The sequence below is a fragment of the Actinopolymorpha cephalotaxi genome (assembly GCF_013408535.1).
In the GTDB taxonomy this organism is placed as follows: Bacteria; Actinomycetota; Actinomycetes; order Propionibacteriales; family Actinopolymorphaceae; genus Actinopolymorpha; species Actinopolymorpha cephalotaxi.
The window spans coordinates 1,526,667-1,552,947 of sequence record NZ_JACBZA010000001.1; the positions used below are offsets into that span (position 1 = coordinate 1,526,667).

General features: G+C 69.7%; 28 protein-coding genes. 13 read left to right on the forward strand and 15 right to left on the reverse strand.

Features of this window, described 5'->3' with window-relative positions:
* Window positions 1-12: 12 nt before the first annotated feature.
* Both FHR37_RS32945 and FHR37_RS06860 read right to left on the reverse strand, forming a co-directional pair.
* Window positions 13-1,332, reverse strand: coding sequence for a DUF2786 domain-containing protein (locus tag FHR37_RS32945; protein ID WP_092882953.1), 1,320 nt, complete (start codon window positions 1,330-1,332; stop codon window positions 13-15).
* Between the two features lie 169 nt (window positions 1,333-1,501).
* Window positions 1,502-2,587, reverse strand: coding sequence for a 3-deoxy-7-phosphoheptulonate synthase (locus FHR37_RS06860; protein WP_092882952.1), 1,086 nt, complete (start codon window positions 2,585-2,587; stop codon window positions 1,502-1,504).
* A 486-nt stretch (window positions 2,588-3,073) separates the two neighbouring features.
* Between FHR37_RS06860 and FHR37_RS06865 the strand changes: the two genes are divergently transcribed.
* Window positions 3,074-3,517: a GNAT family N-acetyltransferase gene (locus tag FHR37_RS06865; RefSeq protein ID WP_092883207.1), complete on the forward strand. Its 444-nt coding sequence runs from the start codon at window positions 3,074-3,076 to the stop codon at window positions 3,515-3,517.
* A 49-nt stretch (window positions 3,518-3,566) separates the two neighbouring features.
* Here FHR37_RS06865 and FHR37_RS06870 read toward each other — a convergent pair whose 3' ends face one another.
* From FHR37_RS06870 to FHR37_RS06880, 3 genes are all read right to left on the reverse strand, one after another.
* A complete protein-coding gene (locus FHR37_RS06870; protein WP_092882951.1) occupies window positions 3,567-5,348 on the reverse strand; it encodes an ABC transporter ATP-binding protein in 1,782 nt (593 codons plus the stop codon).
* Entirely contained in the window at window positions 5,345-7,282 is a 1,938-nt protein-coding gene (locus tag FHR37_RS06875; RefSeq protein WP_092882950.1) for an ATP-binding cassette domain-containing protein, read from the reverse strand. The genes FHR37_RS06870 and FHR37_RS06875 overlap by 4 nt, the downstream gene beginning before the upstream one ends.
* 134 nt (window positions 7,283-7,416) lie before the next feature.
* Window positions 7,417-8,160 carry an SDR family NAD(P)-dependent oxidoreductase gene (locus FHR37_RS06880; protein ID WP_202818026.1) on the reverse strand — a complete coding sequence of 248 codons (744 nt, stop codon included), beginning with the start codon at window positions 8,158-8,160 and terminating at the stop codon, window positions 7,417-7,419.
* 142 nt (window positions 8,161-8,302) lie between these two features.
* Here FHR37_RS06880 and FHR37_RS06885 point away from each other — a divergent pair, with 142 nt between their 5' ends.
* On the forward strand, window positions 8,303-8,893 hold the full coding sequence (locus FHR37_RS06885) for a YceI family protein (protein WP_092882948.1): 591 nt from the start codon (window positions 8,303-8,305) through the stop codon (window positions 8,891-8,893).
* Between the two features lie 27 nt (window positions 8,894-8,920).
* Here the strand turns inward: FHR37_RS06885 and FHR37_RS06890 are convergent, their stop codons facing one another.
* Together FHR37_RS06890 and FHR37_RS06895 are read right to left on the reverse strand one after the other, a co-directional pair.
* On the reverse strand, window positions 8,921-10,081 hold the full coding sequence (locus FHR37_RS06890; protein ID WP_092882947.1) for an AAA family ATPase: 1,161 nt from the start codon (window positions 10,079-10,081) through the stop codon (window positions 8,921-8,923).
* A 117-nt stretch (window positions 10,082-10,198) separates the two neighbouring features.
* Window positions 10,199-10,651, reverse strand: coding sequence for a GNAT family N-acetyltransferase (locus FHR37_RS06895; RefSeq protein ID WP_175542462.1), 453 nt, complete (start codon window positions 10,649-10,651; stop codon window positions 10,199-10,201).
* A 92-nt stretch (window positions 10,652-10,743) separates the two neighbouring features.
* On the opposite strand from FHR37_RS06895, the gene FHR37_RS06900 reads away from it, so the two are divergent.
* From FHR37_RS06900 to FHR37_RS06920, 5 genes are read left to right on the forward strand one after another with little or no spacing between them, the layout of a single operon-like run.
* Window positions 10,744-11,337 (forward strand): GNAT family N-acetyltransferase, encoded by a 594-nt coding sequence (locus FHR37_RS06900; RefSeq protein ID WP_092882945.1) that lies wholly within the window; start codon window positions 10,744-10,746, stop codon window positions 11,335-11,337.
* Complete coding sequence (locus tag FHR37_RS06905; RefSeq protein WP_139238905.1) at window positions 11,324-12,007, forward strand: DUF402 domain-containing protein; 684 nt, start codon at window positions 11,324-11,326, stop codon at window positions 12,005-12,007. The genes FHR37_RS06900 and FHR37_RS06905 overlap by 14 nt, the downstream gene beginning before the upstream one ends.
* On the forward strand, window positions 12,000-12,578 hold the full coding sequence (locus tag FHR37_RS06910; RefSeq protein WP_092882943.1) for a GNAT family N-acetyltransferase: 579 nt from the start codon (window positions 12,000-12,002) through the stop codon (window positions 12,576-12,578). The genes FHR37_RS06905 and FHR37_RS06910 overlap by 8 nt, the downstream gene beginning before the upstream one ends.
* Window positions 12,579-12,581: 3 nt before the next feature.
* Window positions 12,582-13,181, forward strand: a complete 600-nt coding sequence (locus tag FHR37_RS06915) for a class I SAM-dependent methyltransferase (protein WP_092882942.1) — start codon at window positions 12,582-12,584, stop codon at window positions 13,179-13,181.
* 30 nt (window positions 13,182-13,211) lie between these two features.
* A complete protein-coding gene (locus FHR37_RS06920; RefSeq protein ID WP_139238904.1) occupies window positions 13,212-13,562 on the forward strand; it encodes a hypothetical protein in 351 nt (116 codons plus the stop codon).
* Here FHR37_RS06920 and FHR37_RS06925 read toward each other — a convergent pair.
* Entirely contained in the window at window positions 13,559-14,065 is a 507-nt protein-coding gene (locus FHR37_RS06925; protein ID WP_202884495.1) for a P-loop NTPase family protein, read from the reverse strand. The genes FHR37_RS06920 and FHR37_RS06925 overlap by 4 nt on opposite strands.
* Window positions 14,066-14,268: 203 nt before the next feature.
* On the opposite strand from FHR37_RS06925, the gene FHR37_RS06930 reads away from it, so the two are divergent.
* Window positions 14,269-14,676: a hypothetical protein gene (locus tag FHR37_RS06930; protein ID WP_092882939.1), complete on the forward strand. Its 408-nt coding sequence runs from the start codon at window positions 14,269-14,271 to the stop codon at window positions 14,674-14,676.
* Window positions 14,677-14,922: 246 nt separating this feature from the next.
* On the forward strand, window positions 14,923-15,837 hold the full coding sequence (locus tag FHR37_RS06935; RefSeq protein WP_092882938.1) for a helix-turn-helix transcriptional regulator: 915 nt from the start codon (window positions 14,923-14,925) through the stop codon (window positions 15,835-15,837).
* Window positions 15,838-15,874: 37 nt separating this feature from the next.
* Here FHR37_RS06935 and FHR37_RS06940 read toward each other — a convergent pair whose 3' ends face one another.
* Together FHR37_RS06940 and FHR37_RS06945 are read right to left on the reverse strand one after the other, a co-directional pair.
* Window positions 15,875-16,378 carry a nitroreductase family protein gene (locus FHR37_RS06940; RefSeq protein ID WP_092882937.1) on the reverse strand — a complete coding sequence of 168 codons (504 nt, stop codon included), beginning with the start codon at window positions 16,376-16,378 and terminating at the stop codon, window positions 15,875-15,877.
* Window positions 16,379-16,982: 604 nt separating this feature from the next.
* Window positions 16,983-17,432 carry a hypothetical protein gene (locus FHR37_RS06945; RefSeq protein ID WP_092882936.1) on the reverse strand — a complete coding sequence of 150 codons (450 nt, stop codon included), beginning with the start codon at window positions 17,430-17,432 and terminating at the stop codon, window positions 16,983-16,985.
* Between the two features lie 62 nt (window positions 17,433-17,494).
* Here FHR37_RS06945 and FHR37_RS06950 point away from each other — a divergent pair, with 62 nt between their 5' ends.
* Window positions 17,495-18,472 (forward strand): helix-turn-helix transcriptional regulator, encoded by a 978-nt coding sequence (locus FHR37_RS06950; protein WP_092882935.1) that lies wholly within the window; start codon window positions 17,495-17,497, stop codon window positions 18,470-18,472.
* On the opposite strand, the gene FHR37_RS06955 is transcribed toward FHR37_RS06950, so the two are convergent.
* Complete coding sequence (locus FHR37_RS06955; protein WP_175542461.1) at window positions 18,460-19,059, reverse strand: GrpB family protein; 600 nt, start codon at window positions 19,057-19,059, stop codon at window positions 18,460-18,462. The genes FHR37_RS06950 and FHR37_RS06955 overlap by 13 nt on opposite strands.
* Window positions 19,060-19,307: 248 nt before the next feature.
* Complete coding sequence (gene glnA / locus FHR37_RS06960) at window positions 19,308-20,732, reverse strand: type I glutamate--ammonia ligase (protein ID WP_092882933.1); 1,425 nt, start codon at window positions 20,730-20,732, stop codon at window positions 19,308-19,310.
* Between the two features lie 245 nt (window positions 20,733-20,977).
* Between glnA and FHR37_RS06965 the strand changes: the two genes are divergently transcribed.
* Window positions 20,978-21,439, forward strand: a complete 462-nt coding sequence (locus tag FHR37_RS06965) for an RDD family protein (protein ID WP_092882932.1) — start codon at window positions 20,978-20,980, stop codon at window positions 21,437-21,439.
* A 57-nt stretch (window positions 21,440-21,496) separates the two neighbouring features.
* Here the strand turns inward: FHR37_RS06965 and FHR37_RS06970 are convergent, their stop codons facing one another.
* Together FHR37_RS06970 and lipA are read right to left on the reverse strand one after the other, a co-directional pair.
* Window positions 21,497-22,195 (reverse strand): DUF4191 domain-containing protein, encoded by a 699-nt coding sequence (locus FHR37_RS06970; RefSeq protein WP_092882931.1) that lies wholly within the window; start codon window positions 22,193-22,195, stop codon window positions 21,497-21,499.
* A gap of 73 nt (window positions 22,196-22,268) precedes the next feature.
* The gene (gene lipA, locus FHR37_RS06975; protein WP_092882930.1) at window positions 22,269-23,213 is read right to left on the reverse strand and encodes a lipoyl synthase; all 945 of its coding nucleotides are present in this window, start codon (window positions 23,211-23,213) and stop codon (window positions 22,269-22,271) included.
* 103 nt (window positions 23,214-23,316) lie between these two features.
* On the opposite strand from lipA, the gene yjjX reads away from it, so the two are divergent.
* The gene (gene yjjX, locus FHR37_RS06980) at window positions 23,317-23,898 is read left to right on the forward strand and encodes an inosine/xanthosine triphosphatase (RefSeq protein WP_092882929.1); all 582 of its coding nucleotides are present in this window, start codon (window positions 23,317-23,319) and stop codon (window positions 23,896-23,898) included.
* A gap of 3 nt (window positions 23,899-23,901) precedes the next feature.
* Here the strand turns inward: yjjX and lipB are convergent, their stop codons facing one another.
* Complete coding sequence (gene lipB / locus FHR37_RS06985) at window positions 23,902-24,561, reverse strand: lipoyl(octanoyl) transferase LipB (protein WP_092882928.1); 660 nt, start codon at window positions 24,559-24,561, stop codon at window positions 23,902-23,904.
* A 94-nt stretch (window positions 24,562-24,655) separates the two neighbouring features.
* Between lipB and FHR37_RS06990 the strand changes: the two genes are divergently transcribed.
* Window positions 24,656-26,275 (forward strand): serine/threonine protein kinase, encoded by a 1,620-nt coding sequence (locus tag FHR37_RS06990; RefSeq protein ID WP_092882927.1) that lies wholly within the window; start codon window positions 24,656-24,658, stop codon window positions 26,273-26,275.
* Window positions 26,276-26,281 lie beyond the last annotated feature (6 nt).

Genomic DNA, 26,281 nt, shown 5'->3' on the forward strand with positions numbered 1-26,281 from the left:
TGAGCCGGGCCGTCACGAGGCGGCCCGGCCGACGCCTCGGCGCGCGCCCAGGTCCGCCATGTCGGCGGCGAGTTTGCCGGCCGCCCAGCCGTCCCGGTTGGACGTCGACACCGCCGACTTCCGGATGCGGGGGAACAGCTCGGTGACCAGCTTCTGGACGGCCTGGTCGCGGGCGGTCAGCGCGGGCAGCAGCCGGGCGGAGGCGCCGGGGTTTCCGGTGTCGTACTCGGCCATGGAGGCCTCGCTCGCCTCGGTGAGCCGCTGGCCGATCCTGGTGGCGTAGGACACCAGGAAGGACTGCCGCCACGAACGGGTGCGGCTCTGGCCACCCGCTCGGGTCGACGGCGGCGCCGCGAGCATGGCGCGGTCGGCCTGCAGGAGCAGCGACGTGAGCAGCAGCTCCACGAGAGCCAGGTCGGCCTCCACGCCGATGATCGTGACGAATCCCATTCCGGTGCAGGCCACCACGCGAGAGCGATTGGCCTCCGCGACGACGGACGCCAGCAACGCCTTGGCGTTGAGGTAGGGCGTCCGCAGCCAGACCCTGCGGATGTGTGCGTGCGCACCGGCGGCGCGGGACGCGCCGACCGGGGACCCCGCCGGATCGGTGGCCAGCATGGCCTGGTCCAGGGAGAACTTCGTCATCAGCGCCTGCGCCTTGCTGCTCAGCGCTTCGGCCTCCTCGGGGAACTCGGTGGACTCGGCCTTGGCCAGCAAAGCCCGGATCCGATGCAGCATCTTCTCCCCGGCCGCGTCGGGTCCGGGACGCTCGCCCGAGCCGGGCGGTGACCCGTGCATGCCGGTTGCCCCCGCGTGACCGGTCGCCGCGGATCGGCCGGGAGGGGGAAGCACCGACTCCAGCGCCGGTGCGGCGTACAGGAAGGTCAGCACGCTGAGCGCCACGCTGATCGTTTCCGTCCGGTCGAGTCGCCGGCGGGCCGCCCACCGCGTCAGCCGCGCGCCGTCGGTCGCCCAGTGGGGGGAGGTCTCCAGCTCTTCCAGCTGGGATCGCCAGCGGGGGTCGAGCGTGGACCTGGGATAACGCGCGGCCTGGTGTGCCGTCATGTCGAGCGCCAGCTGGCGGGCGGGCGCGGACAGGCGCCGGGCCGCGAACTCCGCCACGTCCAGCGGTTGCCAGCCGCGTTCCCAGAGCCCGCCGACGGCACCGGTGAGACATTCGTCGACCACCCCGTCGACCAGTTGCGCAGGCAGACTCGGGTCGGCCAGCTCGACGACGGCGGCCTCCCATCCGTAGCGCATTCCGCCGGCCGCCCGCCGCGCCGTCTCACACAGCAGCGCCTGCGCCCATGTCGTCGGATCCTGGTGTCGCACGTGACCATCTCCCCGTGAGTTCTGGACATCGGTGTCGTCGATGTTGCTGGTGGACGGCGAGAATGCCAGGGCCCACCGACAACACCGAAAACCCTGTCCCTGTTGGCGTAGGGGGAGATCCACGGCCTCGCGGGACACCGCGACGGGCCGTGAGGAACGAGCCGGCAGGTCAGTCCGTAGGCGCTACCGAACGGCGGGAACGCACTCCGGCAGCCAGCTCCCGCAGCACCTCGACCGTGGGCTCCCAGCCCATGCAGGCGTCGGTGATGCTCTGGCCGTACGCCAACGTGCCGGCCGCGCCCTCGACGAGGTTCTGCCGGCCGGGCTCGAGGAAGCTCTCCAGCATCACGCCGACGATTCCGCGCTGACCGTCGGCGAGCTGGCCGGCCACGTCCGCGGCCACGACGGGCTGGCGCAGGTGGTCCTTGCCGCTGTTGCCGTGGCTGGCGTCGACCACCACGTGCTCGCGCAGGTCCGCCTTGGCCAGCCGACCGAGGGCGTCGGTGACGTTGGCCGCGTCGTAGTTGGGTCCGGTCTGCCCGCCGCGCAGGATGACGTGACAGTCGGGGTTGCCGCTGGTGGTGAGGATCGCGGCCACGCCGTCCTCGGTGACACCGGTGAAGACGTGGCTCACGGCGGCCGCGCCGATCGCGTCGATCGCGCCCTGCACGTCGCCGCCGGTGGAGTTCTTGAAGCCCACCGGCATGGACAGGCCGCTGGCGAGGTGCCGGTGCACCTGGCTCTCGGAGGTACGCGCGCCGATCGCGCCCCAGCTCACGGTGTCGGCGATGTACTGCGGAATGATCGGGTCGAGGAACTCACATCCCGCCGGCAGACCGGTGGCCAGCACGTCCAGCAGGACCTTCCGCGCGGTGCGCAAGCCCTTGTTGACGTTGTAGCTGCCGTCCAGGTCCGGGTCGTTGATCAGGCCCTTCCAGCCGACCGTCGTACGCGGCTTCTCGAAGTACACCCGCATCACCACACACAGGTCCGCGGCCACCTCGGGCACGAACGCCGCCAGCCTCCGGGCGTACTCCAGTCCCGCCTCGGGGTCGTGGATCGAGCACGGGCCCACGACGACGAGCAGCCGGTCGTCCTCGCCGGCCAGGATGCGCGTCACGTCGTCGCGGCCGCGGACGACGACCTGCGCGGACTCGTGCGGGAGCGGGAGTTCGTCGCGCAGCAGCGCGGGGGAGAGCAGGGGACGGGACCGGGTGATCCGGACGTCGCTGAGGGCCCGCGGCGAGCCGGGCACGGCGTCGGTGGAGAGCGCGGAACCTGACGAATCGGAGGCGGGGCCGGCGGACGAGGCGGGGCCGACAGATGAAGCGGGGCTGGCAGACACGGGGACGGTCCTTTCGCTGGGTCTACGTCGGGAGCCGGCCCGCGTCACCTCGGGCCGGCCCCCTGGTCGGGGCATGCAAAAAGGGCAGGTCCTTTGCGGACGCTGCCCTGCCGGCTCTGGGTGGTGGATGTCAGCGGATGCGGTCGCTGCCGGGCCCACCCAGGGCCGGCTCGCCAAACCGATAGCACCACTGCATGCGGAGTACCTTAGCCGCCGATCCCGGCGAGCGGCAACGCGGTGTCGGGATCCGATGGCAGGACGCGCCGCATCGGGGCAGTCCGGGCGAAGCCGGACAGGTACGCGCATACAGCCCGGGGCCGGGTCAGCCGGCCCAGGATTCTTCCGCGGAAGAAATTCCGGGGCGGCCCGGTGCCGAGCTTGCCTAGGGTGAACGGCGTGAAGAGCGTGGACGGCGAGTTCGAGTTCGACGACGACCCCGACCGGGTGGACCTGGACGCCCTGTGGGAGGTGCTGTCCACCCAGGTCTACTGGGGCAAGTGGCGTACCCGCGACCACGTTCGCCGTCAGGTCGCCTCGGCCTGGCGGGTGGTCGGCGTGTACGAGTCGGTGAGCGGGCGGATGGTGGGTTTCGCGCGGGCGGTCTCCGACGGGGTGGCCCTCGCCTACCTCGCCGACGTGTACGTACTCCCGGACCTGCGCGGCAAGGGGCTCGGCACCCGCCTGGTGGAGGTCATGGTGGAGGGCGGGCCGGGCGCGGACTTCCGGTGGATGCTGCACACCGCGAACGCCCATGGCCTGTACGGGAAGTTCGGCTTCGGGCCGCCGGACCCGTCCTACCTCGAACGCCCTGGCAGACACCCCGGCACAGGCACCCCCTGAGGCCGTACGACGGATCCGGCACACATCGGTCGGTGCTCGGCGGTCGGCCTCAGCGGTAGCCGCGTGCCTGCAGTTCGTACAGCTCGGCGTAGTGACCGCGCGCCGCCACGAGTTCGGCGTGGGTGCCGACCTCGGCGACCCGGCCGCCGTCCAGGACGACCACCAGGTCGGCGGCGGCCACGGTCGAGAACCGGTGGGTGACCAGCAGGGTGACCGCGCCCCGGCCGCCGGCGGCCCGCGCGGCCTCGGCGTAGCGTTCGAACAACGCGTGTTCGGTGGCGGCGTCCAGCGCCGCGGTGGGTTCGTCGAGGACCAGCAGCAACGGCTCGGTCCGCATCATCCCGCGGGCGATCGCCAGCCGCTGCCACTGCCCACCGGACAGCTCCACCCCTTCCGGCCAGGACGAGCCGAGCTGGGTGGCCAGGCCGGACGGCAGGGAGGCGAGGACGTCCTCGCCGGCACCCTCGCGCAGCGCGCGGCGTACCTCGCGGTCGTCGTCCACCCGGGGCAGGTCGCCGACCCCGACCGACTCCTGGGCGGTGAACTCCACCTTCGCGTAGTCCTGGAAGGCACCCGACACCCGCGCCCGCCAGGCGGGCAGGTCGAGGTCGGCGAGGTCGACGCCGTCGACCAGCACCCGGCCCGCCGTCGGGCGGTACAGCCCGGTGAGCAGCTTCACCAGGGTCGACTTTCCGGCGCCGTTCTCACCCACCAGCGCGACGACCGAGCCCGCCGGCAGGTGCAGGCTGACGTCCCGCAGCGAGGGTTCGACCGCCTCCGGATAGGCGTACGCCAGACCCTCGATCGTGATGCCGTCCCGCAGGATCGCCGGCGGCGCCTGCGTCCCGTCGTGCGCCTCGCGGACCTCCCGCTCGTAGTCGCGCAGCCAGAGGAACCGCCCGGTCGTACGGGCCAACTGGGTGATGTTGCCGATCGACCAGCGCAGCACGTTAGCGGTGTTCTGCAGCCGGCCGACCAGCATCACCGCGAGCACCAGGGTGGCGACCGGCACCTGCCCGCGGATCGCGTCGTGCACCATCCAGGCGAGCACCGCGACGGCGCAGCCGAAGAAGAACACCGAGCAGGCGGCGTTGACCACCTCGGTACGCCGGGCGAGCGCGACCATCGGCGCCCGCCAGCGCGCGACCGCATCCGTCAGCCTGGCTCGTACCACCTCGCGCAGACCGAACACCCGGACCTCCGCACCGGGCCCGGCGGTCGTACTCAGCTCCAGCAGGTGGGTGGCCAGGCGCCCCGGCTCCGCCGACTCCTCCTCCGCCCGGGCCTGCCAGCGCACGATCCACCGGGTGGCGACCACGCTGGGCAGGCCGGCGAGGACGAGCAGCAGCAGCCGCGCGTCGGCGCCGGCTGCGAGCACCAGCGTCCCGCCGGCGAAGACGACGTTGCGGAACGTGTTGAGGAAGCTGTTCAGAGCGCCGCCGAGCGCGCCCTGCTGGTCACGCAGCGCCTGCAGTTGGTCGAGATATTTGCTGGACTCCAGGTGGTCGAGGGTGGGGATGGACGCGGTGATCCGGGCGATCTCGGTGTCGAACGCGAAGCCGACGCGTTCGAACTGCCGGACCCGCGCGTCGCAGCCGGCCATGTTCAGGGCGCCGCTGAGGCCGGTCGACGCGGCGACCGCGGCCACGGCGAGCGCCATCTTGCCGGTGTCGTGGTGGAGTACGCCGTCCACGAACCACGCGAGATACAAGGGCTGCAGCAGCGAGATGACGCCGCCCAGCGACTCGGCCATGCAGAGCAGGCTCTGCCAGGGGCTGACCCGGACCGACTTGGCCACGACCAGCCAGATGCCGCGCAGTGCCGTCTTCATCGGCGTTCCACCGCCGTCTCGTCCGGCCCGGCCGTCTCGTCCGCCCCGGCCGTCTCGTCCGCTCCGGCGGCCGCGAACCGCGCCGCCTGCAACGAGAACATCCGGGCGTACGCACCACCCGCGGCCATCAGCTCCTCGTGGCTGCCGTCCTCGACGATGCCGGTTCCGGTGCGAGTCGGGTCGTCCGTCGGACCGATCACCACGATCCGGTCGGCGTGCCGCACGCTGGACAACCGGTGGCTAACCAGCAGTGTGGTCATCCCGCGGGTCACCTCCAGGAACCGGTCGAACAACGCCGCCTCGGCCCGGACGTCGAGAGCGGCGGTGGGCTCGTCCAGCACGAGGACGCCCGCGCCGCCGGCGACCGCGGCCAGTGCGCGGGCCAGCGCCACCCGTTGCCACTGGCCGCCGGACAGGTCCGTGCCCTCGGCGTACTCCGCACTGAGCACGGTGTCCCAGCCGTGCTCGACCCGGTCCAGCAGCGAGGTGCCGCCGGCGTCCTCGAGCGCCCTGGCCAGCACCGCCTCGTCGTCGTGCCGGGTGTGCGCGCCGAACCCCACGTTGTCGCGCAGCGGAAGGTGGTAGCGCACGAAGTCCTGGAAGATGACCGCGACCCGGTTGCGGGTCGCCTCGTCCGCCGACGGGTCGCCGTCGTCGATGCGGATGGTCCCGGCGTCGGGCGGGTAGAGCCCACACAGCAACTTGATCAGGGTGGACTTGCCCGCGCCGTTGATGCCGACGATCGCGACCGACTGCCCGGCCGGGACGTGCAGGGACAGCCGTTCGACCGTCGGCTCGTCGCGGGTCGGGTAGTGGAACGTCACCTCGCGCAGGTCGATCGCCGCGGCCGCGGAACGCGTGCTCTGCAAGGGCTCCGGCTCGTTGCCGCCCGGCGCACCGGGGGAGTGCGGGGGAACGTCGGGCAGGCCGAGCCTCGTCCGCAATCCGACCAGCATGGTGGTCGCCGAGGTGTTGCGGGCCAGCGCGCTCTGGCCGTCGCCGAGCGGCCCGAACGCCTCCAGCGCGAGCAACGCCTGCACCAGCGTCACCAGGGAGGCGAGGGAGACAGTGCCCGCCGAGGCGTCGCGGGCCAGCAGTGCGAACACTCCCGCGTTCACCACAAGCATGACTGCACACGCGCCGAGGATCGGCCGCAGGTTGTGGTAGCGGTTGCGCCAGACGACGGTCATCGCGTCCCGCCAGGCAGTCGTGTAGCGGTGCACCAGCCAGTCCGCCATCCCGAACAGCCGGAGCTCCTTCGCCGCCGGTGCGCCGGTCATCAGGTCGCGTACGTAGCTCGCCTGCCGGCGCTGGTTGCCCGTCACCTCCAGCAGGTCGTCGAAGATGGTTCCGATCCAGGCGACGAACACCTTGGCCAGCAGGACGTACGACCCGGCGGCGAGCAGTGCCGCCCACCAGTTCCAGGTCGCCACCAGGATCAACGAGCCCAGCCCGGTGACGCGGGTCGCCAGCAGGCCCCAGGTCCACTCCACCCCGCTGACGAACGTCCAGTCCCGCATGGCCCGCTTGACCGCGTCCAGGCGGCCGGCGAGCTCGGGGTCCTCCAGATGCCCGATGCCGTACGGCGCGGTTCCGACGTCGGCGACCATGCCGAAGACCAGCCGCAGATAGCGGGCGGAGACGACCTGTGCGACCACGTTCTGTCCCGCGTTGATCAGCGGGGCGAGGGCGTACGCCGCGGCGGCCGCCGCCAGCCACCACCACACCCGGCCCGCAGCGGGTGAGCCGGCGCCCGCCCGCACCGCCGCGGGCAGTGCGCCGACCAGGTGTCCGGTCGCGACGATGCCGAACGTCACCGTTCCCGCACTGGCCAGTACCAGGAACAGGTTCAGTACGGAATGCCCCGGCGCGGCGCGCCACAGCAACCGGGCGTGCAGGGCGTACCGCCGAGTTGTCTCGGTGTATCGGTGCACGTGTCCCCTCCCCGTTCCCGCTGCCGTGCGGGCGCCGAAGAAAGCTCGCAGGTACGCCCGGCCCGGTCAAGGAAGTTGCGGCCCGGGCACCTCGGCTGGCCGCTCCCGGACGCTTCCGCCGGCCGGGCGCGAGTTCAGGTGGCCTCGGGGTCCGGGCCCTGGGCCGCGCGGCCACCGTCGACCGGAAGCACCGCGCCGTTGACGAATCCGGCGTACGGGGAGACCAGGAACGCGATGGTGTCCGCGACCTCGTGGGCGGTGCCGACCCGGCCGAGAGGATGCAGCGCGGCCATCTGCTCGTCGACCTCCGGGTTGGCCGTGCGGTAGGCCTCGTACCGGTCGGTGCTGATGGATCCGAGGGCCACCGCGTTGGTGCGGATCCCGTTCGGCCCGTGGTCGACCGCTACCGCGCGGGTGAGTCCTTCCACGGCCGCCTTCGCCGTGGCGTAGGGGAGCGCGCCACGGACGGGGCGCTGTGCCTGGTGGGAGGAGACGTTGACGATCGCCCCGGGGCGACCGCGGGAAAGGTAGTGGTTCACCGCGACGTGGCAGCCGGTGACCGCGAGGGCCAGGTTGGCCGTGACGAGTTCGAGGATCTCCTGCGCGGAGGCCTGATCGAGGCCGGCGTCCCGGAAGATCGCGGCGTTGTTCACCCAGCCGGTGAGCGCACCGCGTTCCTCGGCTGCGGCCGCGGCACGGCCCGCGACGTCGGGGTCGCGGGCGTCGCCGCTCACCAGTTCGACGCGGGGGTGGTCCCAGTCCAGGTGGGCAACCGGGTCGAGGACGACCACGTGCCCGTCCTGGGCGAGACGCTCGGCCGTCGCGCGGCCGACGCCGTGGGCGCCACCGGTGACGACGTAGGACTGTGGGTCAGGCACGAGGTCGATCTCCTTTGCGTACGTACGACACGCCACGGCCCACCGTACGCAAAGAGATCGCGAACGACCGATGAGCCGGCGCCCCCACGGCGGTCTACCCCGCGAGCACAACGAACCCGAACGCCCAACGGAGGCAGGAATCATGACCACCCTCACCCGCACTGTCGACGGCCTGGAACTCCCCGTCCCGGGCACGTACGCGATCGACGTCATGCACAGCAGCGTGGCGTTCCAGGTGAAGCACCTCGGCTTCTCGAAGGTGCGCGGACGTTTCACCGACTTCGAGGGAACGATCACCGTCGCCGAGGAACCACTGCACTCCTTCGTCGAGGTGACCATCCAGGCCGACAGTGTGGACACCGCCCAGGCACAGCGGGACGCGCACCTGCGGAGCACCGACTTCTTCGGCGTCGAGGACCATCCCACGTTCACTTTCTCCAGTACTGGCGTGGAGTTCGCCGGCGAGTCGCTGCAGATCCACGGTGACCTCACCATCCACGGTGACCTCACGATCCACGGCAAGACCTGTCCGGTCATCCTCGACGCGGACTTCGACGGCGCCTGCCCGGATCCGATGGGCGACGCGACCCGCCCACGCATCGGATTCTCCGCAACCACGACCATCGACCGGTACGAGTTCGGCATCACGTTCAACCAGCCGCTGGAGACCGGCGGACTGCTGCTGAGCAAGCTGATTCGCGTCGAACTCGACGTACAGGCGGTTCGTCAGTGATCCTCCACTGCCCGTGCCGACGTGGCGTCAGCGCTTGGGCCACTGCCACGGCGGGTGGTCGAAACGTCCCTGCCCGTCGACCTGGGTCTCGCCGAGTTCCTTCACCAGTTCGATTCTCGTCGCCTTGCCGTCCCGGGTGAGCGCGTCGATCAGGGCACGTGAGTGGCTGACAACCACCACTTGCGTACGCTCCGCACCGGCCGCGATCAGGTCCGCCAGCGGCCGGATCAGCTCCGGGTGCAGGCTGGTCTCCGGCTCGTTGAGTACGAGCAAGGCGGGCAGTCGCGGGGACAGCAGCGCGGCGGTCCACAGCAGGTAGCGCAGCGTCCCGTCGGACAGCTCGGCCGCGCCGAGGGACCGCAGCATCCCGGGCTGGTGCAGCCGCACCTCGAACCGCGTGCCCTCGACCCCGATCTCCACCCGGCTGCCGGGGAACGCGGTGTCGATCGAGGCGGCGAGCGCCGCCTCGTCGCCGATCTCCAGGATCGTTTGCAGCGCGGCGGCGAGATCGGCGCCGTCGGGGGCGAGTACCGGCGTACGGGTGCCGATCCGGACCTGCCTGGCCGGTGCCCCCTGATCCGTACGGATCTGGTCGTAGAACCGCCACGACCGCACCCGTTCGCGGAGCATCAGCAGCTCCGGCGCGCGCTGCGGATCGGTGTACTCGCTGAGCATGCTGTCGAAAGGCCCCACCGAGTCAGGGAAGGTCGACCACGAGCGGCCGTCACGGATCTTCAGCATGGTGCCGGCCCGCTCCGCCAGCAGGGCCGCCGGCCGCAGGACAGGTCCGGACCACACCGCCTCCCGCTTCACCAGCGGGTCCAGCTGGAACGCCGACCGGGCGGGCTGCGGCAGTCCGAAGTCGATCGCGTATCCGAAGTCGTCGTCGGCGAAACCCAGGCGCAGGGCGACCGGCTGGCGGCGTACCGTTCCTTGCACCGGATGCTCGCCCGCACGCACCGACCTGCCAATCGTCTCCGGCCCGGCCCACAGCGTCGAGGGAAGCCCACCCTCCCGGGCCAGCGCGGCCACGGCGCCGTTGCGAGCGGAGTCCGCCAGCAGCCGCAGCGCGCGGTAAAGGCTGGACTTGCCGGTGCCGTTCGCCCCGGTCACCACGGTCAGCTGGTCGAGTTCGACGATCAGGCTGCGCAGCGACCGGTAGTTCTCCACGGCCAGACAGCGAATCACCTCGGCTACGCTACCCAGCCGATTGCCCTTGCGACAATCAGATGTCCTGCTCGAGCCGATACCGCAGGGTTCCAAGATTCACTGCTGGACGCTTGCCGAACGGACCGCCTCCTTGCACTACGGGGTGAGCGGGATCCGCTTCGTCATCACGCCTGTCCGCTGAGCGGCTCGGAACCCGCGGTGCTGGTAGAACCTGTGGGCGGCACCGTTCTGCTCGGTGAGGAGGTAGATCTGCTCCACGTCGCCCAAATGTGCCTCCAGCGCGCCGAGTAGTGCGGTGCCGGCGCCCTTCCGTTGCAGGTCCGCACGCACGCACATCTCCTGTAGCAGAAAGTGCCGCCCGGTGAACCACTGCTCGGTGTGTCCGATCGCGAACCCGCCGAGTTCGGCACCGTCCACAAGGGTCACCCCGACAAAGCCCGGCGTCCCCACGACATCCGCAAGGCGCGCTCGGGCAGACGCCTCACTCCAGCTGTCGTTCCATGGCGCGGCGTTGAACACGGCGACGAACAGACGAGCAGCGGTGTCGAGGTGCTCGGCTTCGAAGGCGTCGATGATCTGGTCGGACATGCCGACCAGCATCCCAGGGTCGCCAGCGTCGGTGACTTCCCTCCTCGACGGTCCTAGAGTGCTCGGATCGCGACGATGAAGGGGCCACGAACTTGGACGCCGAAGTGACGCGCTCTCCACTCGGGCCCTTCGTTGTTCGAAAGGCCGTTCGCGGTGATGCGACCGCGATCGGGGAGGTCCATGCCGCTGCGTGGGTGACCGGCTTTGCCCATCTGTTCGACCGTGACTATCTGGCCGCCGCTGCCAGTCGACGGCGAGGCATGTGGAGCGGCCTGTTCGACGATCCGAGGATGCGGGACACGACCGTGCTTGTGGCCGAGGACGGTAGCCGGTCGGTTGGGTTCGCCCACTTCGGACCCGCCGGTGGCTGGAGCGACGACAAAGGGCTTTCCACCACCCTGGGTGAGGTGTACGGGTTCTACGCGCATCCGACGGCATGGGGGAGCGGCGTGGCCGCGTTGCTCATGTCCCATGCGTGGATCGGTCTCGCTGAGCAGTCGTTCGGCAACGTGTGTCTGTGGACGCTCGAGGGCGCCGCTCGCGCTCGCCGGTTCTACGGCAAGGCAGGATTCCGCGGGACCGGCAACGCCAGGGTCCACGACTTCGGTGGTGGAAGACAGCTTCGTGAGGTCGAGTACCAACGCTCGCTCATCGGGATCCACGAGGATCGCCATGAGGTGCACTGACCGCGCGTTCGCGACGGGCAGCACCGTCGTACGCCGTGACGTCCTCCGCGGCAAGGTGTGGACCGCTACACCGTTCCGGGTCGTGAGCGACACCCGCGACCTCCTCGCAGTCGCCATCTGGCCCGGAGTGAGCAGACTCGCGCCCACCCACCAGCCGGCGCTGTCGTCCTCGCGGCGAGAGGAGATCGTTCGCGACGTCGCGCTACCGAACCTGGTCAACGGCAAGTGGGAGTTGACAGCCTTGACCTGGCAGACCCACACGAAGCTCACCCTCGTGGAGCCGGGCACTTACTTCGGCGTGGACCTCTTCTTCGGTGCTGCCGGTGAGTTGGTGATTTCGTACGTCAACTTCCAGCGTCCCTTCCGGCGTACGCCGATCGGCGTCGACACCTTCGACCTCCTGCTGGATCTGGTGATCGAGCCGGACGGGACATGCCTGTGGAAGGACGAACTCGAGGACGACCAGGGACGCCGGCTCGACATTGTGACCGAGGACGAGCACCGCCACGTGCAGGAGGCACGCGAGCAGGCGCTTGCGCTGCTCGACCAGCGCTCCTGGCCGTTCGACGAACGCTGGCACTCATGGCGCCGCGAGACCCGCTGGGAGCTACCGACCCTGCCTGTCAACGCAACGGCCGTTCCAACGGAGTGGAGTGAGCTGGGTGACTGACATCTTCGACTTCTCGACATTTCCCACGCTGACGGGCAAGGGGGTGGTGCTACGGGAGTTCCAGCCCGAGGACGCCGCCGATCTGTTCGTCTGGCGTAGCGATCCGGAGGTTCAGCGATACAACTCCGAGCCGATGTGGGATGTGCGGCAGGCCTCGCAACTGATCGAGGAACTGCGAGCCGAGTACGCCGCGCGGAAGGGCATCCACTGGGCAGTCACGCTTTCCGGTGACGGCCGCGCCGTCGGACTCTTCGGGTTCGTCTCCTGGCAGAGGTTCCATCATCGAGCAGAGGTCGGCTACGACCTTCGCCGGGACTACTGGGGACGTGGGATCGCAAGCGAGGCGCTCGGCGCGATACTCCGGTTCGGGTTCACCACGATGCAGCTCAACCGCGTGGAGGCACAGACGATCGCCGACAACCACGGCTCGGTACGCCTCCTCCAACGAGTTGGCTTCCAGCGTGAGGGCCTGCGCCGGGCGTACTCCCTGGAGGACGACGGCACGTACCACGACGGGGCCATCTACGGCCTACTCCGGCGTGACTACGATTCGGCCGGCCATGAGGTGTGAAGCATCGGTGACTGCCAGGACCAGCGGATACTCGACGTCGGCTGTGGTGCCGGCCACTACGCCGCCGAACTCACCGCGCGTGGAGCTTCGGTAGTCGGCATCGAGGGAAGTCCGCGACTTCTCGAACATGCCGCCAACCGGCTCGAAGGGCGGGCCGAACTCCGTCAGCACGACCTCGAGACGCCGTTGGCATTCGCCGATGACGCGAGCTTCGACGGAGCCGTCATGGCATTGGTTATTCACTACGTCGACGCACGCGACCAGTTGCTCGCCGAGCTCGCCCGCGTCGTACGACCAGGCGGCTGGCTGGTGGTGTCCACGATGCATCCGACCGCCGACTGGAACCGCTTCGGTGGTTCGTACTACGCGGTCGAGAAGGTCGATAGACCTGTGGCGAAAGGGCGTTGGCGTACGCACTACTGGCGTATGCCGCTGGAGACGTTCCTCGGCGAACTCCTCGGCGCCGGGTTCGTGCTGGAGCGCCTTGTCGAACCTCGCCCCGTACCGGAGCTACAGAAGCTCGATCCCGAAGCACACGACAAGCTGCACACCGCTCCCTGCTTCCTCTCCGTCAGGCTGCGACGAGGACCGAACGCGGGGTAGCGCTAGCCTGCGCAGGTGCTCCGGAAGATCATGATCGCGACGGTAGTCGCGTTCCTGGCGGTCGCGGTCGTGTTCGTCGCGCCGGTGATCTGGCTGGCTGTCGACGAGGCGGCTGTGCCACCGCGCTCGGATGTTCCCGCGCTGCCTACTGGCGTGCGGGTCGTCGACGAACAGGTGCAGTGCGGTTCCGGTGGCTGCTGGCGCGAACTGACCCTGGCCGGGCCTGCGAACGAGTCCCCGACAGAGATCGCAGCCAGCCTCGGCCTGCGGCGGGAGACGTGCAGCCCTCGCAGCCTGGTCGACAGACGAGAAGTCTGCAGGGGTGTCAACGTGACCGGCGGGAACGTCCGCCTGTACGTCAAGTTCCACCGCCCGCTCTAGCGGCACGCTGTTGAGCGTCGCTCCAGTCCTGCCAGCCATCGACGTACCTGCCGGCGGCTGGTGAGCGTGACGATCTCGGCATGGCCGGCGAGATCGTCAAGCTTCTTCAGCACACGTGGCCGCATCCTTCGCCGGTACGTCGCGACGTAGCGCAGGAAGTCCAGGTCGACGCGGTTGAACACCCCGTGGGTTCGGTTCTGCCCGTGACCGTGCGCGGCCTGGCGAGTGAGGACACCCCAGAAGCATTCACGAGTGGGGAGATCAAGGAAGATCACCGCGTCGCACGCTGGAAGCCGTACGTGCAACGTCGAGTTGTAGTTACCGTCGATGACCCAGGTCGGGCTCCGGACCAGGTCACGTTGGGCCGCCTCGAACTCCTCCGTGGGCAGTCGATTCCATGCCTCGTCGTAGAAGACGACATCCAGATGGGTAACCGGCGCACCGAGTAACTGCCCGAGCTGCCGGGCGACGTGGGACTTTCCACTTCCTCCGCAGCCGATCACCGCAACTCTCCTCACGACTCGGCCCGGGCTCGGCCGGTCACCCACACCAACGTCACGGACGAAGCGTCGCACGATGTACGTCGACCAGCGCAGCTGTCCCCGTCAGGCGAACCGGTCACCGCCCGCAAATCTCTCTCCACAGGAGGTCGTGCGGACCCCATAATCAGTCGAACGAAGCGGGGACGAGTACGGGGGAGACGTGCATGAGGGGACATCGGTGCTTCACCGCCCTGACGGCGGCCTTGTTGCTGACTGTGGCGGCCACGGCCTGTTCGGCACAGCGAGAGGCCGACCTGGAGGAGGTTCTCGGAATCCCGCCGGGAGTCAACTACATCGTCGAACCCTTCCGCCACACCGGCGACCACACGCTGTCGTTCACCCCACCCACCGAGGTCTTCAGCGTTGCTTTCGTTTGCAGGGGAGGTGGGCATTACCGCATCTTTCCCGAAGGAGACGAGAGGTCGAGGCTGTACACGTGCGACGGCGGTCAATTCAGTGGGGCGTACCCCACCGATGGCGGTCCGCAGACTCTCCGGATCGACGTGGAGCCCGACGCGACCTGGCAGCTGGCGGTGGTCGAGGACGACCCGTTGGTTGCGAAGTTCCACTAGCCCCCGGGGGAGTTCCTCCGCTCGGCGCCGGAAGCGCCGCGAGCTTGCCGGCCCGGCATTCGTCGGCGCGGCAGGTGATCCTTGTCCGGGGGTGACGATGGCGATGCGCGCCCCTGGCCAGGCCCTCAAGCGCGGATTGTCGGCATTGGTGCCTCTGAGCTCATTGGGCAGCTTGTCCGCCTTTGCGCCGACGGTTGCGCAACGACGATCAAACGCGGCGGGCTCCGGCACCGGCAGGATGAGGGCATGCCAGCAGCAGCAGACCACTTCCTCGGGTTCGTCGACGTCCTCGCGTCGGTGCTCGACGACCACGACGCCACCGCAGCTGACCTGGCCGCACGCCTGCACCTGTCCCGGTTCCACCTCGACCGGATCGTGTCCTCGGCGGGCGGGGAACCTCCGGCCGCCCTGCGCCGCCGGGTACTGCTCGAGCGGGCGGCGTACCGCCTGCTGTCCACCCAACTGACCATTCTCGACATCGCGATCGAGGCCGGCTACGGCTCACACGAGGCGTTCACGCGGGCCTTCACCCGGGCCTACGGGGTGGGACCGGACCGGTACCGGACCCGGCCCACGCGGCTACGCCTCGACGGGCCGAGCAGCGTGCACTTCCACCCACCCGGCAGCCTTCGGCTGCCTGCCCAGAAGAAGGTGACCTCGATGGACCTGCTGACCAAGATGGTCGAGCACCACATCTGGCTCGTCGGCGAGATGGTCGAACGCGCCGCCCGGCTCGACGACGAGCGGCTCGACGCCGTGATCGAACTGTCGGTCGACGAGGACCGGCAGACGATCCGATCCCTGCTGTCGCGCCTCGTGGGGCAGATGGGCATGTGGAACGCGGCGATAGCCAACCGGCCCTATGACTGGTCGGTCGAGGAGCACGAAGCGGTGGACTCGCTGCGCAGCCGGCTTGCCGAGGAAGGCCCGACCTTCCTGGCGCACGTAGTCGGGACCGCCGGGCAAGGCCGGCTTGACGACACGTTCGTCGACGCGCTGTGCGAGCCGGCCGAGGTGTTCACCTACGGCGGGATGATCGCCCACGTCCTGACCTTCGCCGCCCACCGGCGCACGCTGGTCGCGCTGGCACTGGACGCGGCGGGCATCTCCGACCTCGGCTGGGGTGACCCGATGCGCTGGGTCGCGCAAGGCGCCACCTAGCCTGTTCGCCGGCCGGCGTGGACGACGAACATAGCGCTCACATCCCGGACGTGATGGGGCACCGACGCAGCAGGCGTATGTCGTCAATGCTGCGCCGCTCTCGACTCGACCCGTTGTCGCTGGCTCTGCCAATCGCGGTCATGCTCACGATGGCCCATCCCGCCGGGACGCGGAGATCGTCAGTCAACTTCTCGAGGTCGAACGCTCGGAACTGTCGACAGGACAGGCCCATAGTCGTTGCCTGGATCGTCATGTGGGCGACTGCTTGCCCAAGGTCGTAGTCGGCGAACTCCGAGTACGGCCAGTCCGTTCCTTCCACCTGGCGATGCGCGAGGTTGACCACGAGCGCACTCGCTGACGGCGCCCATCGGGCCGAACTTGGAGCCAGCCGCGCCACGAGACCGTCATGGCCCGACGTGCTGCGGCGCAGGAAGTGGAACATCCACGGCTGTGAGTTGCCGGCCGATGGTGCCCATCGAGCCGCCTCCAGCAGTATGTCCTCAGCAGCATCTGTCAGGCGGTGCGCAGGGTCGAAGACCAGGGGACTGAATCGGGCTGCGAGCGCCGGATGTAACCGTGGCCTCTGCTGGGAGTAGTCACCGTCGTCGGTGTCTTAATCAAATGTCATCGACGTCCTCACTGTCGGACCGGGGGCCATGTGCGCCGGCCATCACGGGTGACTTCGACGTCCGGAAAGCAGTTCACGGACGTCGATGTCCCGCAGGTTGGCCAACTGTTTCGTGGCAGACGTTTTGTTGTCAGCGGCTACCGGATCGGCGTACATGACTCCGCGCAGACGAGCGCGGCTTCGAGAGAACTGCACTCGCCCCATGGGGCCCTGACGATCTCAGCGTCGGTGAGAGGCGCCACGGCCAGGTAGTCATCGCGCTCGGGAAAAGTCACCCCCGGAGCCTATGTGGACGTCCCGCTCCAGGGTGACGTGTTGGTGCCACGACGGGAACGGTGCGGAGCTGATCACAGCCCCCACCGACGCGCCAACGCTCCGATGGCCGCGGCTTTCGACCGCGCCGGGTACCGCAACACACAGATCCGGATGATCTTTTCCGCACCTCCGGCTGAAGTTGGTCTTCCACGCGGCGGCCGGTAGGGGTGCGGCTCGGCCCCTGCCGGCCGGAGCCGCTCGGTCAGGCCCGGGTGAAGTCCATGACCCAGTTGGGTTCCCAGGTCTTTCCGCCGTCGGGGGAGAACTCCTGCTCCCACCGCGCTGAGGTGGGCGTGATGTCGGACCAGATGAAGTGTGCCTTGATCGGCTTGCCCTCATGGGTGTCGTCGCCGTAGAAGTCGCCCCGGCCGTCGGTGAAGGTGCCGACGACCGGCGGGAAGAGCACGCCGGTGCGGCTGTTCGCCCAGTAGATCGACCATTCCTTTCGCTCGGTGTCGAACAGGCGCAGGGTGAAGCCGCGGTTGCCGGCCGTCGGGAAGATGATCTCTTCGGTGTTGCCGGCGCCGTCGAAGATCGGCTGGCAGGTTGTGGTGCCGGGAAAGGTCTCCCAGTCGTCGCTCTCGGCGAAGAGCGTCCTGAGTCGTTGGTTGACCACGTTCCACGAGCCGATGAAGAAGTCGAAGTCGTTCATGACAACGATGGTGGCGGACTACCCCTGACATCCTCTGTCAGTGGTCTGGCAGACTGCCTCCGGTGCGCGCGAGCCGACTGCTGTCCCTGCTGCTGTTACTGCAGAACCGGGGGCGGATGAGCGCCGCACAACTCGCAGGGGAACTCGGTGTCACCGCCCGAACCGTCTACCGCGACGTCGAGGCCCTCGCCGCGGCAGGTGTGCCGATCTATGCGGAGCAGGGCCCGACCGGTGGCTACCAGCTCATGGACGGCTACCGCACGCGGTTGACCGGGATGACCTCCGACGAGGCGGAGTCGCTGTTCCTGACCGGCATGCCGCAGCCGGCCGCCGAACTCGGCCTGGGCGCCCAGGTGGCCGCCGCCGAACTCAAGCTGATGGCGGCGTTGCCGACCCCGTACCGGGACGCGTCGATGCGGATCAGGCAGCGTTTCCATCTCGACACACGTGGCTGGTACCGGGAGCCCGACGCGGTGCCACACCTGCTCGCCGTCGCCGAGGCACTCTGGCAGGACCAGACCATCGAGGTCCGGTACCGTCGCTGGGCGCCCCGGCCCGGCGAGGTCACCCGGCGGCTCCACCCGCTGGGACTGGTGCTCAAGGCCGGGGTTTGGTACCTGATCGCCGCGCGACGCGGTCAGCCACGTACGTACCGCGTCTCGGCGATCGTGGACCTTCGCCCGCTGCCCGAGACAGTCACCCGGCCTGAGGACTTCGATCTGGCTGCGTTCTGGGCGTCCCATGTCGACCGGTACGAGCGGGCCGAAACTGACGAGGTCGCCGTCGTGCGCCTGACCCCGAGCGGGGTCACCGCCCTCCCCGACGTCCTCGGTCCAAAGGCCGCCCGGCTGGCCCTTCGCACCCTCACGCCCGCTGACCCGGACGGCTGGCGGAACGCCACCATCCCGATGGAGAACGTTGCGCATACCGCGGCGACGCTGCTTCGCCTCGGCCCGAACGTCCAGGCCCTCGCCCCGACGCAGCTCGTCACCCACCTGACCGACGCCATCCAGACGATGGCCCGCCTCTATCCCGCTTGACCCATGCGAAACGGGCGTTCGTCGGATCCGTTGGCCCAAAGGCCGAGCGGCGCCTCGCAGCGCCGTGACCAGGCCCGAGCACGGTCGAGCAGTGTTAGAACGGTGTCCGACTTCGCGGCCGAGTAGGCACGCAGATGACCGGTCCGTACGGCGGCCGCCTTCTTTGCTGCGCCGTACTCGCGGGCAGCCTCGGGGTCGCCGCGCAGGAAGTCGCGCAACATCAGGTTGTCACGCCAGAGCGTGCCGCCCAGTTCGACGATGTGGGCGTTGGCCCAAGGGGAGCCCGTCCGTCGTCGGAGATACTCCCGTCCTGGTGCACCGAAATCGTGCAGATACTCGTAGCCGACACGGTGAGCGAGCAGTTCGGCCACGGGGTGTCGCTGGTCGTCCCTGCAACCCACCATCAGGTCGATCACAGGCTTCGCCGCCAACTCGGCTACTGCGGTCGAGCCAATGTGCTCCACGCATGCCGGGTCCATCCCCAATGCGTCACACACCTCCATGCGCAGCACCTGACCTTGTGCCTGCCATTCGGGCCTGGCCGCGACAACCTCGATGGGCTCATCCACAGGACTCATATGGATCATCGTCGCTGCTCGGGTCCAATGCTCGCAACTCTCTGTGACTACGAGTGATGACCTCGGCCGACCGGTCCGCCGCATGATCGTCAGTGCTCCATGTGGATGCCGCGTGAGGCGCACCAGCTCAGGGGCCGCGCCGGTACACATTCGGTACACATGATTGTGGAAAACGGCGGCCGACCCGCACGCCGCCACTGGGGCGAGTGCGGGCCGGCCGCCGTTCGTCGGATCCGTCGGCCCGAAGGCCGGGCGGATCAGATGTCGTAGTACAGCTCGAACTCGTGCGGGTGCGGACGCAGACGCACGGGGTCGATCTCGTTGGTGCGCTTCCAGTCGATCCAGGTCTCGATCAGGTCCGGGGTGAACACGCCACCTTCGAGGAGGTAGTCGTGGTCGACCTCGAGCCGGTCGAGGACCGCGCCCAGCGACGCCGGAACCTGCTCGACCGCCGCGTGCTCGTCCGGCGGCAGCTCGTACAGGTCCTTGTCGACCGGCTCCGGCGGCTCGATCTTGTTGCGGATGCCGTCGATGCCGGCCATCAGCATGGCGGCGAAGGCGAGGTACGGGTTGCAGGACGGGTCCGGCACCCGGAACTCGATCCGCTTGGCCTTCGGGCTCGTACCGGTGACGGGGATCCGCACCGCGGCGGACCGGTTGCGCTGGCTGTAGACCAGGTTGACCGGAGCCTCGTAGCCCGGGACCAGCCGGTGGTAGGAGTTGACCGTCGGATTGGTGAACGCCAGCAGGCTGGGCGCGTGCTTGATCAGCCCACCGATGTACCACCGGCCCATGTCCGACAGCCCGCCGTAGCCGAGCTCGTCGTAGAAGAGCGGCTGGCCGTCCTTCCACAGGCTCTGGTGGCAGTGCATGCCCGAACCGTTGTCACCGAACAGCGGCTTCGGCATGAACGTCGCGGTGTGGCCTTCGTTCCAGGCGACGTTCTTGACGATGTACTTGAACAGCATGAGCGTGTCGCCCGCGTGCTGCAGCGAGTCGAACTTGTAGTTGATCTCGGCCTGGCCCGCGGTGCCCACCTCGTGGTGCGCGCGCTCGACCTCGATGCCCGACGCCAGCAGCTGGGCAACCATCTTGTCGCGCAGGTCGGCGAAGTGGTCGGTCGGCCCGACGGGGAAGTAGCCACCCTTGTAGCGCGGCTTGTATCCCTTGTTGCCGCCCTCCTGCTCCTTGCCGGTGTTCCACGCACCCTCGATCGAGTCGATGTGGTAGTAACCGGCGTTCTGCTTGGTCTCGAACCGCACGTCGTCGAAGACGTAGAACTCGGCCTCGGGCCCGAAGTAGGCCGTGTCGGCGATGTTGCTCGCCCTGAGGTAGGCCTCGGCCTTGGCGGCGACGTTGCGCGGGTCGCGGCTGTAGGGCTCGTCGGTGAAGGGGTCGACGATCGAGAAGTTCATCGCGATCGTCTTGTGCTCCCGGAACGGGTCGACGAACGCGGTCGCCGGGTCCGGAACCAGCTTCATGTCGGATTCGTGGATGGCCTGGAAGCCGCGGATCGAGGACCCGTCGAACATCAGGCCGTTGGCGATGTCGTCTTCGGTGAACGACCCCGCCGGCACGTTGAAGTGCTGCATGACCCCCGGCAGGTCACAGAAGCGAACGTCGATGAACTCGACGCCCTCGTCACGTACGAATGCCAACAGCTCGTCGGCGCTTTCGAACATTCGGCCCTCCTCCGTCTCTTGGCAGGCGACGCTAGGAGCTGGCCGTTTCCCTGCCGTATCGCCAATGTTGCGCGCGTGTTACGGCCAGTTTGGCGCACTCGGACCTGGCGCGGGGCACCGACCCCGCACCTCGCCGGAGGGCGCGGAAGGAGCCGCGCCGGAGGCCTCGTGGGGCCTTTCGGCCGCCTGACGGGACCCGTCCACGGTCCCGTGGGACCGGAAGTGTCAGAGGATAACCTCAGACCATGCCCGAGCAGCAGAGGTCTCGCCGGAGTCCGGACGCGGCCACCGAGCAGCAGTACGCCGGCTATCGACTGGGCCTGCCCGAGGAAGGCCGCGGCGCGCTGGCCGGCTGGGGCGCCCGGGTCACCGCACTGCTCCTGGACTGGCTGCTGGCCAACCTGGTGGCGATCGCCCTGGTCCGCGACGTAGGCGTCTGGCAGTCGCCGGTGACGGCCGTCGACTTCGTCCCGCTGATGGTGTTCGGGGTGGAGATCTGGCTGATGACGGCGTTCGTCGGCGCCAGCATCGGCCAGCGGATGCGGCACCTGGTGGTCGCCCGCCTGGACGGCCGGCCGGTGGGTTTCGCCCGGTCGCTGATCCGCGCGGTGCTCGTCCTGCTCGTCATCCCGCCGCTGGTCGTGGACTCCGACGGCCGCGGTCTGCACGACCGGCTGGCCGGCACCGTCCTGGTTCGCGCACGCTGACCGCACACCCGGACGCCTGGACACCCCGGGACTACCCGGGGCGCGGGACGTCGCGGGCTAGCGGGGGCGGGAGGCGCCCGGGGGCAGTTTGGCGTTGCGGGGGAGCGGACCCTTCGGGATCGGCAGCTGGCTGCGGTTGGCCGACAGCGCCTTCAGCCGGTTGAGCACCTCGGTGACCTCGGCCGGGCGGAGGTTGCGGGGGAGCTTCATGACATGGCCGGACAACCTGCGCAGCGGAACCTGTCCCTCACCGTCACCGACCACGACGTCGTAGATCGGCGTGTCGGGAGCGACCCGGGCGTGCTTGCGCTTCTCGTTGGCGAGCAGGTTGCCGACCCGGTTGGGCGCGCCCTCGGCGACCAGCACGATCCCCGGCCGGCCCACCACCCGGTGTACGACGTCCTGGTTGCGCGTCACCGCGACCGCCGGGTCGACCGTCCAGCCCTTGCGCAGGGTGGACAGGGCGTTCGCCCCGGCACCGAGCTGGCCCTCCAGGCGGGAGTAGGCGGCCTTCTCCACGCGCCGGCCGAAGAAGATCACGGTGAGCAGTACGGCGAACGGAATGCCCGTGACACCCCACAGGATGGGGTTCTTGAGCACGAAGCCGACGGCGACGAACACCACGATCACGGCGAGGAAGATCCCCGCGAGCATCAGCCCGATCCGCGGCTGGACTTCCTTCGTGATCGAGTAGGCGGCACGGACCTGGGCGACCCGGCCTTGTTGCTTCTCGGGAGTCTCGTCGCGCTTGGCCATGGTCGGCTGCTGGGTCCTTCCTCAAGGTCTGCTGGGCCATGCCGGGTCGGCTGCCCCGGCACGGGTGGTTGCGTCAGGCGGACGGCGCCGGCTGCTCCCGGGACTCCAGCGCCTGGCGGTAGAGCCGGCCGGCGCGGTAGGAGGAGCGGACGAGCGGTCCGGACATCACTCCCGCAAAGCCTAGTCCACTCGCCTCCTCGGAGAGTTCGACGAACTCCTCCGGCTTCACCCAGCGCTCGACCGGGTGGTGGCGCACGGAGGGGCGGAGGTACTGCGTGATCGTCAGCAACTCGCAGCCGGCGTCCACCAGGTCGCGCATCGCCGCGCTGATCTCGTGGCGTTCCTCGCCCATGCCCAGGATGAGGTTGGACTTGGTGACCAGGCCGTACTCCCTGGCCTGCCGGATGACGTCCAGCGAGCGTTCGTACCGGAAACCGGGGCGGATCCGCTTGAAGATCCGGGGCACGGTCTCGACGTTGTGGGCCAGCACCTCCGGCCGGGAGTCGAACACCTCGCGCAGCAGGTCGGGCTTGCCGTTGAAGTCCGGGATGAGGTTTTCCACCCCGGTGTCGGGGTTGAGCTCGTGGATGACGCGCACCGTCTCGGCGTACAGCCAGGCACCGCCGTCGGGCAGGTCGTCGCGGGCGACGCCGGTGATCGTGGCGTAGCGCAGGCCCATCTGGCGGACGCTCTCGGCCACCCGGCGCGGCTCGTCACGGTCCAGGTCGGCCGGCTTGCCGGTGTCGATCTGGCAGAAGTCGCACCGCCGGGTGCACTGGTCGCCGCCGATGAGGAAGGTCGCCTCGCGGTCCTCCCAACACTCGTAGATGTTGGGACAGCCCGCCTCCTGACACACCGTGTGCAGCCCCTCACGTTTGACCAGTGAGCGGAGCTCGGTGTACTCCGGACCCATCCGGGCCCGGGTCTTGATCCATTCGGGCTTCTTCTCGATCGGTGTCCGGCTGTTGCGCGCTTCGAGCCGCAGCAGCTTTCGTCCGTCAGGGGCCAGCGCAGTCACCCCCTCAGCGTACGGTGCGGTGGCGAGTCGTCCGGAAGTGCGTGCGTACGCCGCCCTCCCGTGCCCCGGGTTTGCCGCTCGGGGTTAGGTTGTGCGCGTGTCTATGTGTGTAGTCATCGCCTCGGGCAATCCGGTCAAGCGCCGCGCCACTCTCGAAGCAGTCAAGGTCGCCCTGGGTCAGGACGAGGTGGACGCCGTCACGGTGGACGTCGCCTCGGGAGTGCCGCAGCAGCCGGTCGGCGACGAGGAGACCCTGCGCGGTGCCCGTAACCGCGCCGAGGCCGCCCGTCAGGACCGCCCGGACGCCAACCTGTGGGTCGGGGTCGAGGGCGGCGTGATCGAACGCGACGGCGCCCTGGACTGCATGGCCTGGATCGTCGTCCTCGGCCGCCGCGGGCCCGACGGTCCGGTTATCCGGGGCGAAAGCCGGACCGCGACGTTCGCCCTCCCCGCGGAGATCGCCGACCGGGTTCGCGCGGGTGTGGAGCTCGGCACCGCCACCGACGACGTACTGGGCGGAACCGACACCAAGTCCACGACCGGGACGGTCGGCCCGCTCACCGGCGGTGTCATCGACCGGGTGGCGTTCTACGCCCACGCGCTGGTGCTGGCGATGGTGCCGTTCCGCAACGTCGACCTGACGTTCCCGTCGGCGGAGCCGGTGCTCGGCGGACGCCCGGAGTAGTCCTCAGGCCACCTGGCCGGCCACCGGAGCCAGCGCCTCGGTGAGCCGGCGTTCGACGGAGTCGAGCACGTCTGCCACCCCCACCGGCCGGCCCAGCTCGACCGACAGCGAGGTCGTGCCCGCGTCGGTGATGCCACAGGGTACGAAACGGTCGTACGCCGACAGGTCGCAGTCGCAGTTGAGCGCGAACCCGTGCATGGTTACGCCCTGGGCGACCCGCAGCCCGATGGCGGCGATCTTGCGGTCGGGGCCGCGTTCGTCGGCTCGCACCCACACCCCGCTGCGGCCCTCGATCCGGTCCGTGTGGACACCCGCGTCGGCGCAGACCGCGATCAGCGCGTCCTCGAGCCGGCGGACGAACGCCACCACGTCGATCGGCTCGGTCAGCCGCACGATCGGGTAGCCGACCAGCTGACCGGGACCGTGCCAGGTGAGCTTGCCGCCGCGGTCCACGTCGATGACGGGGGTACCGTCGACCGGGCGCTCGTGCGGCTCGGTCCGCTTGCCGGCGGTGAAGACCGCCTCGTGCTCCAGCAGAAGCACCGTGTCGGGGGCCTGGCCGGCGACGCGCGCGGCATGCACCTCGCGCTGACGTGCCCAGGCGGTGGTGTAGTCGACCGCGTCCGGCCCGAAGCCGGCCCGGACGAACCGCGGGGAACCCATGCCCGCAGCTTAGAACGCTCCCGGATCCCCGCCGTGGAACGGGTCTCGCCGCGACGCGCTCCCGACTCGATCACCATGGAATCATTGGCCCACTATGCAGGGTGACTTCCACGTCGACGGATACGACATCGAGGGGTTGCTGGGCGCCGGACCGGCGGGTGAGGTCTGGCTGGCCCGGGAGCCGGCCTCGGGTGCACAGGCGGCCCTGAAGCGGGTCCGTCCCCGGGACACCGCCGCGCAGGAGGAGGCCGGCCGGATCGTCTCCGCGCTGGAGCCCCTGGACCACCCGCACCTGCTGCGGATCCGGGAGATGCTGCCGTACGAGCGTGAGGTGGTGTTCGTCCTCGACTACGCCGAGGGCGGCAGCCTCGGCCAGCTGCTGCTGGCCCGGCCGGCGCTCGACCCCGGTGAGGTCGTCACGGTGGCGACCGCCATGGCCGGCGCGCTGGAAGCGGTGCACCGGCGCGGCATCGTGCACGGGGACGTGACGCCGGAGAACGTACTCTTCACCGCCGACGCCCGCCCGCTGCTCGCCGACGCCGGGCTGCTGCGACTCGTGGAGGGCGGCGAGGCTGGCACCGTCGGCTACTCCGACCCGGCTGGCCACGACGGCACGCCGCCGACGCCGGCCGGTGACGTCTACGGGCTGGCCGCCGTCTGCTACACCGCGCTGACCGGGGCGACACCGGAGACCGGGGTCGGCCGCCGCCCGCTGCACCAGATGGCGCCGGGGGTTCCGCCGGCGCTGGCGCACATCGTCGAGGCCGGCCTGCAGGCCCGGCCCTCACAGCGCCCGGCGATGGCGCAGTTCGGCGCCCAGCTCGCCGCGGCCTGCCCGACCTCGCCGGTCCGCTTCCCGTCCGGTTCGGGTGGCGGAGACTCCGCGCCGTTCGGTCCGAACCTCGGGCCCGGCACCGAGTCCGGCACCGACTTGGGCAGCGACTCCGGCACGCGGGGCGGATGGGATCCGGCACGGGGGAGCGGGACCCGGCCGCGCGCAGCCGGGCCGACCCCGCCACCGGACTTCCCGAGCGCGTACGGCGACACCGGCGCGGCGCCCGCGGAAGCGGGCCACGCGCCGGCGGCCGAGGCGACGGACTCGGAAGACTCCGAGGACACCGAGGACACCGAAGGCGTCGACGAGGCCAGGCGTTCGGGCCGCCGGCGGCTGCTCCTGCTGGCCGGTGTTCCGGTGCTGCTGGTGGTGGTCGCGGTCTCCGGCGTACTCGGCTGGCGGGCCGTCCGCGAGCCCGCCGCCGATCCCACACCGACCTCGACCATGGCGGCCATGTCGCCGGCTGAGGCCCGGTGGGCGAAGGTGCTGGACGACCTCGACGTACGCCGGGCCAGGGCCTGGAAGGAGTGGAAACCCGCACTGCTCAACCAGGTCTACACGCCAGGCTCCGTCCCGATGAACGACGACCTCACCAGGCTGCGGAAGTACGAGCAGGGTGGCGTCACCAGCGTGGACGGTCTTCGTACGCCGATCCGTTCCCTGCATGTGGTGTCGCAGGGCTCGGACCGCGTGGTCGTGGACGCCGAGAGCCAGCTGCAGCGCTACCGCATCCAGATCGACGGCAACTACTATCCGCGCGACGGCGAGCCACCGAGGCGTTTCCGCATCACCCTCGAACGCTCCGGCACCGACGGCGGCTGGCTGATCGCCGCGAGCAGGGAGATCGCCGGGACGACGCCGGCCGAGCCGTCCCGCTAGGGTTTC